Origin of the sequence: Hymenobacter cellulosilyticus (genome assembly GCF_022919215.1) — a bacterium.
Classification (GTDB): Bacteria; Bacteroidota; Bacteroidia; order Cytophagales; family Hymenobacteraceae; genus Hymenobacter; species Hymenobacter cellulosilyticus.
This window is the reverse complement of record NZ_CP095046.1, coordinates 338951-353780: the sequence shown is the minus strand read 5'-3', so window position 1 is coordinate 353780 and position 14830 is coordinate 338951. Positions and strand designations below refer to the sequence as shown.

At 62.2% G+C, this 14830-nt stretch carries 11 protein-coding genes and 1 pseudogene; 6 read left to right on the top strand and 6 right to left on the bottom strand.

Annotated elements, in window-relative coordinates; all coding sequences use genetic code 11:
* Positions 1-8 precede the first annotated feature (8 nt).
* Positions 9-287, top strand: a complete 279-nt coding sequence (locus tag MUN79_RS01720) for a hypothetical protein (protein WP_244676095.1) — start codon at positions 9-11, stop codon at positions 285-287.
* Here the strand turns inward: MUN79_RS01720 and MUN79_RS01715 are convergent.
* Positions 278-1165 carry a LysR family transcriptional regulator gene (locus tag MUN79_RS01715; RefSeq protein ID WP_244676094.1) on the bottom strand — a complete coding sequence of 296 codons (888 nt, stop codon included), beginning with the start codon at positions 1163-1165 and terminating at the stop codon, positions 278-280. The genes MUN79_RS01720 and MUN79_RS01715 overlap by 10 nt on opposite strands.
* Before the next feature lie 157 nt (positions 1166-1322).
* Between MUN79_RS01715 and MUN79_RS01710 the strand changes: the two genes are divergently transcribed.
* The gene (locus MUN79_RS01710; protein WP_244676093.1) at positions 1323-1727 is read left to right on the top strand and encodes a rhodanese-like domain-containing protein; all 405 of its coding nucleotides are present in this window, start codon (positions 1323-1325) and stop codon (positions 1725-1727) included.
* Positions 1728-1924: 197 nt separating this feature from the next.
* A complete protein-coding gene (locus tag MUN79_RS01705; RefSeq protein ID WP_244676092.1) occupies positions 1925-2905 on the top strand; it encodes a helix-turn-helix transcriptional regulator in 981 nt (326 codons plus the stop codon).
* A gap of 8 nt (positions 2906-2913) precedes the next feature.
* Here MUN79_RS01705 and MUN79_RS01700 read toward each other — a convergent pair whose 3' ends face one another.
* Positions 2914-3426: a cupin domain-containing protein gene (locus MUN79_RS01700; protein ID WP_244676091.1), complete on the bottom strand. Its 513-nt coding sequence runs from the start codon at positions 3424-3426 to the stop codon at positions 2914-2916.
* A 253-nt stretch (positions 3427-3679) separates the two neighbouring features.
* Here MUN79_RS01700 and MUN79_RS01695 point away from each other — a divergent pair, with 253 nt between their 5' ends.
* Positions 3680-4195, top strand: coding sequence for an alcohol dehydrogenase catalytic domain-containing protein (locus MUN79_RS01695; protein WP_244676090.1), 516 nt, complete (start codon positions 3680-3682; stop codon positions 4193-4195).
* The gene (locus MUN79_RS01690) at positions 4153-4620 is read left to right on the top strand and encodes a zinc-binding dehydrogenase (protein WP_244676089.1); all 468 of its coding nucleotides are present in this window, start codon (positions 4153-4155) and stop codon (positions 4618-4620) included. The genes MUN79_RS01695 and MUN79_RS01690 overlap by 43 nt, the downstream gene beginning before the upstream one ends.
* Before the next feature lie 340 nt (positions 4621-4960).
* Here the strand turns inward: MUN79_RS01690 and MUN79_RS01685 are convergent, their stop codons facing one another.
* Positions 4961-6253: a UDP-N-acetylmuramoyl-tripeptide--D-alanyl-D-alanine ligase gene (locus MUN79_RS01685; RefSeq protein WP_244676088.1), complete on the bottom strand. Its 1293-nt coding sequence runs from the start codon at positions 6251-6253 to the stop codon at positions 4961-4963.
* 56 nt (positions 6254-6309) lie between these two features.
* On the opposite strand from MUN79_RS01685, the gene MUN79_RS01680 reads away from it, so the two are divergent.
* Entirely contained in the window at positions 6310-8589 is a 2280-nt protein-coding gene (locus tag MUN79_RS01680; protein ID WP_244676087.1) for an FG-GAP-like repeat-containing protein, read from the top strand.
* Between the two features lie 120 nt (positions 8590-8709).
* Here MUN79_RS01680 and MUN79_RS01675 read toward each other — a convergent pair whose 3' ends face one another.
* The 3 genes and pseudogenes from MUN79_RS01675 to MUN79_RS01665 all read right to left on the bottom strand — a co-directional run bounded on the left by MUN79_RS01675 (position 8710) and on the right by MUN79_RS01665 (position 14760).
* Complete coding sequence (locus tag MUN79_RS01675; protein WP_244676086.1) at positions 8710-9519, bottom strand: amidohydrolase; 810 nt, start codon at positions 9517-9519, stop codon at positions 8710-8712.
* A gap of 160 nt (positions 9520-9679) precedes the next feature.
* A pseudogene (locus tag MUN79_RS01670) lies at positions 9680-10776 on the bottom strand (methionine aminotransferase).
* 126 nt (positions 10777-10902) lie between these two features.
* The gene (locus MUN79_RS01665) at positions 10903-14760 is read right to left on the bottom strand and encodes a PAS domain-containing protein (RefSeq protein WP_244676085.1); all 3858 of its coding nucleotides are present in this window, start codon (positions 14758-14760) and stop codon (positions 10903-10905) included.
* Positions 14761-14830 lie beyond the last annotated feature (70 nt).

The window sequence follows — 14830 nt, the reverse complement described above, 5'->3', positions numbered from 1 at the left end:
CGTATCATTTGCTTGTCATCGTAGCACTGCAGGCTGGGCAGGGGCTGCCGCTCTACGCCCTGCACGCCGCCGAAGCCAACGAGCTACGCTTCTACGCCGGGTTGCTGCTGCGCCCGCCCGACCAGCGCCCCACGCCGCATTCCCGCAGCCGGTCGACCTGCCCGTTTGCTACGAATGATGCCCGCTCGAACGCGGCGTGCTCGGCACACAAGATTACGAGTTGTTCAAAGTCGGCTGGCTCCACCGGGCGCAACACCAGATTGGTGGGCGCAGGGGCTCAGAACTGAATTTCCTGGGCCAGAAATTGAATGAAGCTTTCGTAATACAGGGGGTAGTCATGATTGCGCAGCCGAGCGGCATACTGCTGGCGCCACAACCCCTCGGGCGTGATGCGCACGGTTCGCAAGTCCGGCGAGGCGAGGTAGGGCTTCAGGGCCCATTGCGCCATGACGACCACCCCCATGTCGGCCTTTACCAGTTCAATGGAGGCTTCCGTGAGCGGCAGCACGGTGAGTTTGGCGGGTGAGACGACGGCCGGCGTCAGCAGCTTTTGGAACACGGTTACGGTTTCCAACGGCAGGGAGTGAATAATGAGATTCACCAACGCAAAGTCCTGCGCCGTCACGTAGGGCTTCTCGGTCCAGGGGTGACCCGCTGGCACCACGGCCACCAACTCGTCCCGAAACAGCTCCACGAACTCCAGGGCCGTTTCCGGTACCGGGTCGCTGGTAATGGCCAGGTCGATGTGGCCGCTGAGCAGCTTGGGCAGGGGCTGGTGCGTCGCCTCAAAGTTGATGCTGACTTCCACGTGCGGGAAATCGGCGTTGAAGCGCCGCAGCATGGCCGGCAGCCAATGGTAGCTGGTGTAGCACTCGGTGCTCAGGCGAATGCGGCCTACCTCGCCGCCGATGAGCTCTTTCACTTCCTTCTGCAGCGTGTCCAGCTCGCCCAGGATGGCGTAGGCCCTACTCAGCACCCTTTCGCCCACCGGCGTGAGCACGAGCTTCTTGTTGATGCGGAAAAAGATGGGCGCGCCAACCTGGTTCTCGGCTTCCCGCAACTGGTGGCTTAGCGCACTCGGGGTCAGGTGTAGCTTATCAATGGCCCTGACGATGCTGCCTTCCTCCACAATGGCTTTCACGACCCGCAAATGACGAATTTCCACGGCTGTTTTTCAGGCAAAGGTAGTTGAAGACCCGAGGCGTGAGCTCGTCGGTTCAGCTGAAAAGAATTCAGGCTTACCCTGAAAAACTTTCGCTTTTCTGGCGAGGGAGCGGCCCACACCTTTGGGCTCATTCTTTCTCCCATAAACCTTAGCTACCATGGAAGCACAAGTGCAACACTACCAGCACAAGCTGGCTTACGAACTGGACTCGGCCGATTTGTACGATGCCGTGAACAGCGGTGAACCAATTGTCATCATCGACGCCCGCAAAAAAGAAGCCTATGACGCAGAGCACATTCCCGGCGCCGTAAGCTTCGGGCATCGGCTGATGAACGAGGAGTCTACCCGGGGGCTGGACAAAAGCAAGCTGTACGTGACGTACTGCGACGGTATTGGCTGCAACGGCTCCACGAAGGGCGCGTTGAAGCTCAGTCAGTTGGGTTTTCAAGTAAAGGAGCTCATGGGCGGGCTCGATTGGTGGAAACGCGACGGCTACGCGACCGAAGGGACCTCGGTTGAGCGGCCACTTTCAGTCGCAGGAGAGATTACCTGCACTTGCTAAGATGGACTTGCCGATCAGCCTGACCGGACTATACTAAAAAGGCCATGAATAACTTTGACGGAACTGATTCGGTCAAGTAAGGGGCACCAGACATTGCGCGCGGCCCCGGGTGTCTGGTTGGTTTGTGGCGTAGAACACCGGATTTGCTTAGTAGATTAGCCCTGTCTACTTCATACCACCTCTGCTTATTCCCTCGAATGACGTTCAGCTTTTTTGCGACGCCCGATTTCGACTTTCTCACCCAGTTTGCGCAGTATCTGCAGGTGCCCGTGCAAGATAGCCAGGTGACTTTACCCGAGCACCTGGGCCAGGGCTACGTCCGCAAGCTGCAGTTTGGAGTCGATTTTAGGCTCACCATACACCACTATGAATTGCGCGAAGACCTAGTCGTCAGGCGACAGACAGCCGGTGGGAGCAGTGACCAGATTACCCTCTTCTTCTACAGCAACGAGCAGCCGCTGGACATTGCCTTCACTGACCACCCGCAGGTGCGGTTTTCTCAACGTGACGAGTCGGCCATCCAGCTTACGTCCAACGACCTGAGCTCGACCATCCGCTTTCCCGCGCACCATGCCGTGCGGTACTTGGTAGTAGCCCTCAAAACGCCCCGCCTGAAGGCGCTGCTGGCCGGCAATGAGCCCCATCCCCTGCTAAGCACCCTAACGGCCGATGACGGTTCCTTTCTGTTTTTTGAAAGCATGTCGGCCGAAGTCAAGCTGTTGCTCAAGCACATCACGGAGGCAAACCAGCACGATGGCCTGAATCATTTCTACACCCAGGTAAAGGTGCAGGAGTTGCTCTACCTGGTGTTTCGCCAGCTGTTGCTGCGCGACGCGGCTCCGCACCAGCCCATTAACAGCGCCGACGCCGAGCGGCTGCTGCAGGTGCGCAACCAGTTGCTCACCGACCTGGGCACACCGCCCGTGCTGCGCGAGTTGGCTCAGCAGGCGGCCATGAGCGAAACCAAGCTCAAGCAGCTCTTCAAGCAGACCTTCGGCAGTTCGGTGTATACCTACTACCAGCAGGCCCGCATGAAGGAAGCGGCTTTCCTGCTCAAGCAGGGCCAGCACTCGGTGGCTGAGGTGGGCTACGAGCTAGGCTTCTCCAACCTGAGTCACTTCAGCCGACTATTTGAGAAGCATTACGGCCTCAACCCCAAGCGCTACGCCCAGTCGTAGCGGGCGCGCTAGCCGAGGTAGCTGGGCGGAAACACCTGCTGGCCATACTGCTGGGCCAGTGCCTGAATGCGCTGAATGGCTGCTGGGTCGAGCGGGGGCGGGGGCAAAAACTCGCCGGGCGCTACGGGCTGGCCGATTTGCTGGAAGAACTCCTCCAGGCCCGCCGGTACCACCGTGCACAGCAGCCGGGCCGGGTGCGCACTCCTGTTTTTGAAGCCGTGCACGACGCCACCCTTGGGAATGCGGATAAACGAGCCGGCGGCGGCCACGGTGGTGCCGTACTCGGATTTGACTTCCACTTCGCCTTCTACCACGAAGAAGGTTTCCTCGATGTCGGCGTGGGCGTGGGGGCCAGGGCCGCCGCCGGGCGGCACCAGCATGTCGATGGTGGCGTAGGCGCCAGCCGTGTCCTGGCCGCTGGCCAGGATGCGGTAGTTGCTACCCATCACGGCTAGGGTTTGGCCTTGTTGGGGTCCCAGAATGACAGGGGCTTGTTTGGGCGTGTCCATGTTGTTTATCAAAAAATGTGAAGCAAAGGTGGGCCGCTAACCGCCCCATGCCACTCCAAAAAGGCGCAAAAACAGTCCGATACGGCGGCTCGGTGTGGCTGTCTGATCGGACTGTTTTTGCGCCTTTTTGCGCTAGTACCCGGGGTGGTTTGGGGCTCACCTTTGCAAGGCAATACCCACCCCACGGCCACTAACAATGGGCAGTGCCACTACGGGCGAAAAGCGGGCTTGGCGACTTGCTACTTACACTAAAACCAACAACCCCATGCGTAAAGTACTATACGACCGGTTCGGCGACGAGCAGGTGCTGGCGGTGCGCGAGCAGCCCACCCCCACGATTGTAGCTAATCAACTGCTGATTCAAGTGAAAGCCGCTTCCCTTAACCCGCTGGACTGGAAGATTTACCGCGGCGAGATGAAGCTCCTGTCGGGCTCCAAATTTCCGAAGAGCGTCGGTATCGACTTTGCGGGCATTGTGTCTCAGGTGGGGGCCAGCGTTACGCGCTACCAGCCGGGTGACGCCGTATTCGGCTTTCTGGATGTGTTCAAGGGCGGCGCCCTAGCCGAGTATGTAGTAGCTACGGAGGCAGATATTGCCCCAAGCCGGCCAACATTTCCTTTGACCAGGCAGCGGCCCTGCCGGTTACTGGCCTGGCCGCCCTGCAGATTGTCGACCAGCTGGCGGCCATCGCCAAGGGCCAGGAGGTGCTCATCAACGGAGCCAGTGGCGGCGTGGGTTTGTTTGCCATTCAGCTGGCCAAGCAGCGCGGTGCCCGCGTAACGGCCGTAACGGGCCCAGCGGGGAGGCAACGCGCCACCCAAATGGGCGCCGATTCGGTAGTAGACTACACCCAGCAGCACATCAGCCAGCTGCCGCAGCGGTTTGACGCCATCATCGACCTATCCGACAAGCTGGTCTTTAAGGCGGCCAAGGCGTTATTGAAGCCCCGGGCCACGTTTGTCAGCATGCTGCCCTCGCCGCTGGGGCTGGTCGGGTCTTTTTTTCATAACCTGTTCTCGGCCAAAAAGCGCAGGATTCTCATCTTAAAGCCCACAGCAGCCGGCCTCAATACCCTGGCCCGCCTAACCCAGAATGGGCTGCAAATTCCCGTGGAAAAGGTGTATGACCTGGCGAACGTCCGGCAAGCCTACCAGGAAACCAGCCAGGGCAAAGTGAAAGGAAAAGCCGTGGTAGTGGTCGATTAAAGTGCTGCTAATCTAAACCGAGTTCAGGAGTATGGTTTGCGTCATGCTTCGACAAACTCGGCATGACGCAAACCGCGTTGGTAGAGAATCCCAAGCGCACTCTAAGAAACGGGTTTCCCTTTCAACGGGTGCCAAACGCCGATTGGCGTTGCGTGCAGTGCACTCCTTGCCTTTCAGAAGATGTGGGGCAGGACACTCCCGATTGCCCAAGCCGCTACCAAACGCGCCCGGCAGCTCCTGTACTGGGGCCACCGGGCGCGTTTGGCCGTTGTGGAGAGGTAGTCCAGGCGCAGACACCGAGCCGGCTGGTCTGGCGCACCACGTGCCCGCCGGCTCGGCGCTATACCAGCGGTAGCAGGGTTTCGAGGCCCATGCCGCGGGAGCCTTTAATCAGGATTTGCTTGTCACTAAGCGGGTGTTCGGTAAGCCAGGCGGCGGCTTCGGCTTTGGTGAGAAAGTGGTGAAACTCGGACTGCAGGGCCGCGTGCTGCATGTCGAGGCCGCAGAGCAGCACGGTAGCAAACGGCAGCGTGGCCAGCAGCTCGCCCAGGGCGCGGTGCTCAGCCACGCTGGCTTCGCCCAGCTCAAACATGTCGCCCAGAATGACCACCTTCTCGCCGGTAGCGGGCCGGGCGGCAAAGCTGGTCAGGGCCGCGGCCATCGACGAGGGGTTGGCATTGTAGGCGTCCAGCACCACTTCGTTGCGGCTGGTGCGTACCAGCTGGGAGCGGTTGTTGGTGGGCGCGTAGCCGGCCAGGGCGGCGGCAATGTCGGCCGTGGGCACCTGAAAATGGGCCCCCACGGCGGCGGCGGCAGCCAGGTTCAGGAAGTTGTAGCCGCCCGTAATCTGGGCTTCTACCACGGTGCCGTCATACAGGCGCAGTACCACGTTGGGCGCCGCCGTCAGCAGCTCGGCCGGGTAGGAGTCGGTCGGGTTGGGGTAGCTGACTTGCTCGTTCACGCTGGTGGCTAGGCCGGGCAGCTTGGCGTCGGCAGTATTTACGAAAGCCGTGCCGCCGGTAGCGGCCAGAAAGCGGAACAGCTCACTTTTACCCTTGGCAATGCCTTCTTCACCCCCGAAGCCTTCGAGGTGGGCCTTGCCGATGTTGGTAATCAGCCCGTGGGTGGGCTCGGCTAGGCGGCTAAGCAAGTCGATTTCGCCCTGGTGGTTGGCGCCCATTTCCACAATGGCCAGCTCGTGCTGCTTATTGATGCTGAGCAGGGTGAGGGGCACGCCGATGTGGTTGTTGAGGTTGCCGCGGGTGTACTGCACGGCGTAGCGACGGCTGAGCACGGCGTGGAGCAGCTCCTTGGTCGTGGTTTTGCCGTTGGAGCCGGTGATGCCGATTACCGGGATGGACAGCTGGCGGCGGTGGTGGTGGGCCAGCTGCTGCAAGGCCAGCAGCGGGTCGGGGGCGAAGGTGTAGCGCTCCGGGTCAGTAGCGGCCAGCTCCTCGTCGTCGACCACGGCGTAGCGGGCGCCTTTGGCCAGGGCCTGAGGGGCAAAGTCGCGCCCCCGAAACGAGGGACCGTTCAGGGCAAAAAACAACGTGTTGGTCTGGTCCTGGCGCGAGTCGGTGCTGACGGCCGCGCACTGGGTAAAACGGGCGTATAAAGCCGTGCTGTCTTCCATGCTGATTCTGCGTAACTTGGGGCTACTTTGTTCTGCTCTACTTTACTGCGTTACCGATGCGACAATCCCTTAGTATCCTGTTATTTCTAAGTGCGTTCGGCGGCCTGGCCGAACAAGCCGCCGCCCAGACGCCCTTCGGGTTTGAATATCGGTCGGTGGCAAATGTAGTACACGGCACCGAGACGCTGGGCACGCCCTGGGTAGGGGGGCTGAACACGGCTCAGTTTTCGAGCATCGACCTCAACGGCGACGGGCAGAACGACCTTTACATCTTCGACCGGCAGACGCGCCGCTCCTATACCTACCTCAGCGCGGCCAACCCCGGCGGCGGCCGGATGTGGGAATACGCCCCCGATTACCAGTCGCTATTTCCCAAGGACCTCAACAACTGGGTGCAGCTGCGCGACTACGACTGCGACGGCCGGCCCGATATCTTCACGATGGGCGTCATCAGCGGCAGCATCCGCGTGTTTCGCAATGTGCCCAACGGCAGCGGCCGCCCCATCTTCCAGCAGGTCACCGACGAGCTGAACTATGTCTCCAACGGCAGCCAGATCAACATCAACACGGGCGGCTACAACACGCCCGCCATTGAGGACGTGAACGGCGACGGCCGCCTGGATATCACCACGTTCAACTACATCAACAGCAGCACGATTCACTACTTTGTGAATACCAGCACGGCGGCCTGCGGGGGTCTCACCTTTGCCCTGAACACCCAGCGCTGGGGCGGGCTGCAGGTGTGCTACTCCACGTGTTCCTCCTTTGTGTTTGGCTCCGATGCGTGCCGCACCCCGCTCAAGCCCAATCATACCAGCGGCCAGAACCTGCTCCCGCTGGACCTCGACGGCGACGGCGACAAAGACCTGCTGACCGCGCGCGACAACTGCCCGGAGCTGGTGCGCCTCACCAACGACGGAACCCCGGCCACGGCCCGCTTCACGAGTAGCGGCCAGAGCGCCGACTTCCCGGCCGTGACGCCCCTGCGCCTGCCCAACTTCCCGGCGCCCTACTCCCTGGATGTGACCTTCGACGGCCGGCCCGACCTGGTGGTAACGCCCAACGTCTTCGACCACCTCGACACCATCGATACGCACAAAAACGTGTGGTTCTATGAGAATACCAGCGCCACGGCCGTGCCCAACTTCGCTTTCCGCCAGAACGACTTCCTGCAAAAAGACATGCTGGACACCGGCGACAAAGCCGCCCTTACGTTTGGCGACCTGACCGGCGACGGGCTCAAGGACATGCTGGTAGCCGGACTGAGCCGGGCCACTACCAAGGGCTTTTACCGCGCCTCGCTCTGGTTTTATCAGAACGTGGGCACGGCTACCAAGCCCGTCTTCAAGCTCATTACCAACGATTACCTGAACCTGACCGACAAGAAGTACGGCTCCCTGCGCCCCGTGCTGGTCGATTTGAACCGGGACGGAGCCCTGGATCTGGCTTTCTCGGCTTTCACGCTGAGCAATACGTCCTTTAACTTCATTGGCTACTACCTCAACACGGCCAGTGCCACCCAGGCAGCGGCCTTCAACACCAGCACGCCCACGCTGCTCAGCAACGTGCCCAACCGCAGCTACGACACGCCTACGTTTACCGATATCGACGGCGACGGCTACGTAGACATGCTGCTGAGCACCAACACGAGTTCCACAGCGTATCCCGGGCAGGCGTTGCGCTACTACCGCAACAACGGTACCCAGCCGGTGAATCAGGCGTTTGTGGTGATGAACAACGACTACGGCCAGCTGCGGACGCCCACCGACGAGCGGCCCAACAACCTGACCACCGCCGTTGCCGATTTCGACGGCGACAACCAACTCGACCTAGCCACGATGGATGAGCTCGGGCAGCTGCACTTCTACGCCAACTTCCGCAGCCAGAGCGGCCTGTTCATGGACCGCACCGACGTGCTCTTCAACAAAACCCTGAGCCGCTACGAAACCCTGGAGCTGGGCTCCCGCATTGAAAACCTCTACACGCTGGCCGCCGTCGACGTGGACAACGACGGCAAGGCGGAGCTGTTTGTGGGTACCCAGGATGGTGGAGTCGTGGCCTTGGGCGCCCGCAGCACCGTGCTCAGCACCAAAACGGCCGTGGCGGCGCTGCCCTTGAGCGTGTATCCTAACCCGGCCACCGCTACCGCCACCGTGCAGACGCCCCAGCCTACGCGCCTTACCGTGCTGGACGTGCTGGGCCGCCCCGTGCGGACCGCAGCTTCCCTGCTGACCCAGCACACCCTGGAACTGCGCGGCCTGGCCCCGGGCGTGTATCTGTTGCGGGCCGAAGCCGCTTCCGGGCAGACCGGGGTGCAGCGGCTGGTGGTGCAGTAAGCAAGTCGCTGTCTGAAGTGCATTCTAGTCGCTTCGTGTAAGCTCCTGCCAAACATCAAGGACAAGAAAAGCCGGATTTGCGCTAGGCAAATCCGGCTTTTCTTGTCCTTGATGTTTGGGTTACTCCTGGTGCGTCAGGGCCGACACCGGCTCGCCGAGGTAGAACGTATCCCCGTCGTTCAGGGCTGGGAACCGCTCCCGGAAGGCTTCCAGGTCGGCGCGGCGCAGGGTGCGGGTGATGCTGGTTTCGTGGTTGCCGACTTCCACCAGATACTCGCCGCGCATGTCCAGCAGGGCCGAGTCGCCGGCGTAGGCCAGGCTGTTGCCGTCGATGCCCACCACGTTGACGCCGATGGTGTAGGCCAGGTTTTCGATGGCCCGGGCCCGCAGCAGCGTAATCCAGGCGGTGCGGCGTGAGGCGGGCCAGTTGGCCACGTACAGCAGCAGGTCGTAGGGGGCAGTGGCCGAGTTGCGGCTCCACACCGGGAAGCGCAGGTCGTAGCATACCAGCGGGCAGACGCGCCAGCCCCGCCACTCTTCTATCAGCCGCTCGGTGCCGCCCGTGTACACTTCTTTCTCCCCGGCCACCCCAAACAGGTGGCGCTTGTTGTAGTAGCTCAGCGTGCCGTCGGGCCGCACCCACAGCAGGCGGTTGTAGTACTGATCCTGGTCGCGGATGATGATGCTGCCCGTTACTACCGCGTCGCGGGTAGCGGCCAGCTGCTTCATCCAGGCCACGGTGGGGCCGTCCATGGGTTCGGCCAGGCGGGCGGCGTCCATACTGAAGCCGGTGGTAAACATTTCCGGCAGCACGATCAGGTCAGTCGGAATCGAAATCTCCTCAATATGATGACCTAATTCGGCCCAGTTGGCGGCCGGGTCGTGCCATTGCAGGGAGGACTGGACGAAGGAAACGGTTAAGTCAGACACAGCGCAGTAGGTTGAGGTATGAGAAAAGCCCGGGCATTCTACTGAGAAATATACTGCTTCTCGAAAGAATAATGCAAGCTATTTCCCAATGGTTCCGGGCTTTCTCCAAGCCGGTTCTCCGGCAATATCACGGATTATTTTCAGCTCCCGGTATGGCCCGCTAGATTTTCCGCAGCCGCTCGGCGGCCAGGGCCAGGGTATCGTCGAGCTTGGCAAAGCAGAAGCGGATCAAGCCGTGGTCGAGGGCGTCGTGGTAAAAGGCCGACACTGGGATGACGGCCACCCCAAACTCGCGGGTGAGGCGTTGAGCAAAGGCCTGGTCGCCTTCGGCTGAAATCTGGTTGTAGCGGGCCAGCTGGAAGTAGGAGCCGGGCGTGGGCAGCAGCTCAAACCGCGAACCGTGCATAAGCTCCCCAAACAGGTCGCGTTTGTGCTGGTAGAAGTCGGGCAGAGTGCTGTACTGCTCGGCATCGGTTAGCACGTCGGCCAGGGCGTGCTGGGCGGGCGTACTCACGGCAAAAGTCAGAAACTGGTGCACCCGGCGCACTTCGGCCGTGAGCAGGGGCGGAGCAATGCAGTAGCCCACTTTCCAGCCCGTAGCGTGGTAGGTTTTACCAAACGAGGACAAGACAAAGCTCCGCTCGGCCAGGCTAGGGTGTTGCAGGGCGCTGGCGTGCTGCTTTCCATCGAACACCATGTGCTCGTACACCTCGTCGCTAAGCAAAAAGGCGTCGGTATCGGCTAGCAGTTCGGCCAGCGTGGCCAGGTCCTGGGCCGTAAGCACCGCCCCGAGGGGTTGTGAGGCGTGTTAATCATCACCAGACGGGTGCGAGGCGTCAGGGCGGCTTTTACCCGGTCCCAGTCGGGCGTAAACTCCGGCACCCGCAGCGGCACGTACACTGGCACGCCGCCCTGCAGCCGAATGGCCGGACCGTAAAGGTCGTAGGCGGGCTCCAGCACCAGCACTTCGTCGCCGGGGCGCACCACGGCGGCCAGCACGGCGTACAGGGCCTCGGTGGCGCCGCTGGTAACGGTAATTTCGGTGTTCGGGTCGGGGGCGGGCACGCCGTACACGGTGGCCGTTTTCAGGCTGATGGCCTCGCGCAGCCGGGGCAGGCCGGGCATGGGCGCGTACTGGTGGTGGCCGGCGGTGCGGGCGTGGCGGGCCAGGGCTTCGGTCAGGGCCTGGGGCGGGTCGTAGTCGGGAAAACCCTGGGCCAGGTTGATGGCGCTACACTCGGCCGCCAACTGCGACATAACCGAGAAAATACTAGTGCCGACATCCGGCAGTTTCGACGAAAGAAGCGGTAAGGGCATACGCAGGCATAAGGACCAACGGCAAGAAACGAAAGTCCGCCGGGCAATTAGGCCAGCTGCTGCAATTTAAATCACGAATACGTGCTCTTCCGGCTCCGGAGCCAGCGGGTGGCCCGTCAGCGGAATATGAATCCGGAATGTGGAGCCCTTGCCCAGCTCGCTAATCACCTCAATGCGCCCCCCATAGCTCTGCACGATGCGGTTGACCAGGTATAAGCCCATGCCTGAGCCCGCCACGTGGTCGTGGAAGCGCCGGAACATCTGAAACAGCTGGCTGCCGTAGCGCTCCATGTCGATGCCCAGGCCATTGTCGCGCACGGAAATGACAATGTGGTCATCTTCGCGGGCGCTGTTGATGTGAATGCGGGGCGTGCGTTTGGGCGCAGCATATTTTAGAGCGTTGCTGATCAGGTTATACAGCACGCTCTGCAGGTTGGGCCGCACAAATTCCACCCCGGGGGCCAGGTCGAAGTCGGTGGTGACAATGGCACGCACGTTGGCCAGCTGCTCGCCGATGCTGCTGAGCACTTCACGGGCCAGGGGCTCCAGCAACACGGTTTCGGTGGGCAGCTCGTGCCGCATCTTCTGCACCTGTACCAGTTCGGAGAGGTTATAAATCGTGTCGTAAATCTGGTGCAGGGCGCGCTCAAACATGGCAATGAGCTTGATGGCGTCCGGGTCGCGGAAGTAGGCCGTGCGGGTCAGCTCCTCGAAGATGCCCGCCATGTTGTTGATGGGCTGCTTCAAATCGTGGGAGGCCGTGTACACGAAGTTGTCCAGGTCCTCATTGATGCGGCGCAGCTCACTGTTCTGCTGCTTGAGCTGCTGCTGTACCCGCTGGGTTTCGGTCACGTCGGTGTTGGTTCCAATCCAGCGCACGATTTCGCCTTGCGCGTTGCGGATGGGTTGGGCCCGGGTCAAAAACCAGCGGTATTCGCCGTCGCGCCCCCGCAGCGGAAATGTTTCTTTCCAGGGCTCACCCGAAGCCAGGGCCAGGCGCCAGCTCTCAATGACGCCCGCCAGATGGTCGGGGTGGTGCACTGTTGACCAGCCCCAGCCCTGCATTTCTTCCAGCGTGGTGCCGGTATACGCGTACCAGCGCTCGTTGTACCAAAACAGGTTGCCGTCGGGACCCGCCATCCAGGCCAGCTGGGGCATGGAGTTGGCCAGGGCCGCAAATTCCTGCTCGCGCTGGCTAAGCGCGGTAGCGGCTTGGCGCTGCTGGGTTACGTCCTGCATAGCCCCGATCATGCGGGTGGCTCGGCCCTGGGCGTCGCGGGCCACGTGGCCCCGGTCGAATACCTGGGCGTAGGTACCATCGGCGCGCCGGAACCGGTACTCGTCTTGCCAGTCGGCAAGACCGTGGTCGATGGCGTGGTGAATACTGGTCTGGATGCGTTCCACATCATCGGGGTGGATATGCGCTTTCCACCAGGCCGCGGTGCTGTGCATGGCGGCCGCCTCGTAGCCCAGCACCCGCTCGATGGCCGGGTTCCAGGTCACGTCGTTGGTAAGCAAGTCCCAGTCCCAGATAGCGTCGTCGGTGGCCAGGGCGGCCAGCTCGTAGCGTTCCTGGTTCCAGCGCAGGCGGTCCTGAATCTGCTTTTGCTCGTGAATATCGGTAGACGAGCCGTACCAGCGCAGCACATTGCCCTGCTCATCGAGGGCGGGCACGGCCCGGCTCAGGTGCCAGCGGTACATGCCATCGTGGCGGCGCAGGCGCAGCTCCTGATACCAGATGGTTTTCTCGGCCACGGCTTCCAGGAAGGACGGCCGTACAATATCTTCCGGATGAATGGCTTGCTCCCAGGCATGGTCGAGGCCGGCGGCGGGGTCGTGGCCGGTGTAGGCAAACCACTGCGGGCTTAGGTACAGAGGACCGCCCTGCTGGTCGCTGATGTAGGTGATCAGCGGCAGCGCCTCGGTCATGATGCGCGTTTCCTCGTCGCGCTGCCGTACGGTGGCATCCAAGGCCAGGGCCCGGCGCCGGGCCAGTACCCGCTCGGTGGCGTCCACGGCAAAAATCAGGATGCCCTGCACCGCGCCATTCTCATCCCGCAGGGGCTGGTAAGTGAAGTCGAGGTAATACGTTTCGGGCTGACCGGTCAGCTCGTTTTCAATCAGCGTGACCTGCTCGATGCCGTAATAGGGCTGGCCGCTGTGGTACACCTGGTTCATCAGGGCCACGAAGCCCTGCTCTTCCACCTCGGGGAAGGCGTCGGCTATCTTCAGGCCCGATACAGACCGGCTGCCGTACAGCCGCCGCATGCCGTCGTTGACGAAGTCGATGACGTGGTCGGGGCTCAGCAGGGTGGCAATATTAGCCGGAATCTGACCCAGGATGCGGCGCAGCACTTGGTCTTCCCGCTGCATCTGGTCGCGCATCTGCCGGCTTTCCTCGATGTCAGTATTGGTGCCGATCCAGAGAATGATGTTGCCGGCCTCGTCGCGAATGGGCTCGGCTCGGGCCAGAAACCAGCGGTACTCGCCCAGCAGGTTGCGCCAGCGGTGCTCGGCCTCAAAGCGGGTTCCTGTCGCCAGAGCCGCTTTCCAGTTGGCCGTGGTTGTCGATAGGTCCTCGGGATGAATAAACCGCTCCCAGCCCCATTCCTGCATCTCGGCCATGGTGCTGCCGGTAAAGTCGAACCAGCGCTGGTTGTAGTACGTCACACCGCCTTCGGGGCGGGAGGTCCAGGCCATTTGCGGCAGCGACTCCAGCAGGGTGGAGAATTGGGAAATGCTGCGCTGCAGGTCCTGCTCGGTGCGCTTCTGGTGGTTGATGTCGGTAGCCGAGCCCACCCAGTGCAGCACTTGGCCTTGGGCGTCTCGGGCGGGCACGGCGCGGGCCAGAAACCAGCGGTACTCGCCGCTGCCTGCCTCGCGCAGCCGCACCTCCGACTCGAAGGGCTCATTGGTGGCGGCGCAGTGCAAGTGCAGGGTCCGTACGGCGGGCAAATCGTCGGGGTGGGCCTGGGTCTGCCAGCCCTGCCCCTGGGCTTCGGCCAGCGAAGTGCCCAAGTACTGCTCCCAGTACGGGTTTACATAGTCGATGGTGCCGAGGGCGTCGGTGGTCCAGATGAGCTGCTGCTGCACCTCGGCCAGCACCCGGAAGCGGGTCGCGCTCTGCTGGGCCTGGCGCTCGGCCTGGCGCTGCTGGGTTACGTCCTGCATGGCGCCCAGCAGGCGCACGGCCCGGCCCTGCTCGTCGCGCACTATGTAGGCCCGGTCCAGCACTTCGGCCCAGGTGCCGTCGGCGCGGCGGAAGCGGTAGTCGTTGATAATTACCGTGTCGGTGCCGGCAAAGGCGGCGGCCCGCTGGGCTTCCACCACGGGCTGATCCTCGGGGTGCAGGTGGTCGAGCCAGAGGCGGGAGTTGCCGGGCGCCTGCACCGGGTGGCCAAACAAGGCGGTGAACATCTCATTGCGCCACACCACGTCGGTGCGCAGGTCGGCGTCCCAGATGGCGTCGTGGGTGGCCTGGGTGAGCAGGCTGAAGCTTTCCTGGCTGAAGTTGCCCTGCTCCCGGGCCAGCACCTCTTCGGTCACGTCGAGCACCCGGCACACGATGTGACGCAGCTGGCCCGCCTGCAGAATGGGCCGCAGCGTGGCCTGCCAGTAGCAGGTAGTGAGCGGACCGGCCCCGTGCCGCACGTCGTAGCGCTGCACGGCCATGGTGTGAATGTGATGGTGCTCCAGTACGCCGAGCAGGGCCGTGCGCCAGAGGGTAGCGGTTGGCTCGGGCCCGGCCGCCGAAGGCGGCAAAACGGCGAGGATGTCCTGGCCTACCAGCGTTGCCGCCGACTGGTGCAGCACCCGGCACAGAGCTTCATTTACGGCTTCCACGGCCAGCGTTGGCCCCAGAATCAGGTGGGGCGTGGGCAGGGAGTCAAAGATGAGGTGGAAGTCGACGGCTTCGGCGGGCATAGAATCTCGCAAAGGAAATGAGACGGAGAGTTCTTCGGCCCAGGTGGTGCAAGGGGAAGCATCCAGAGCA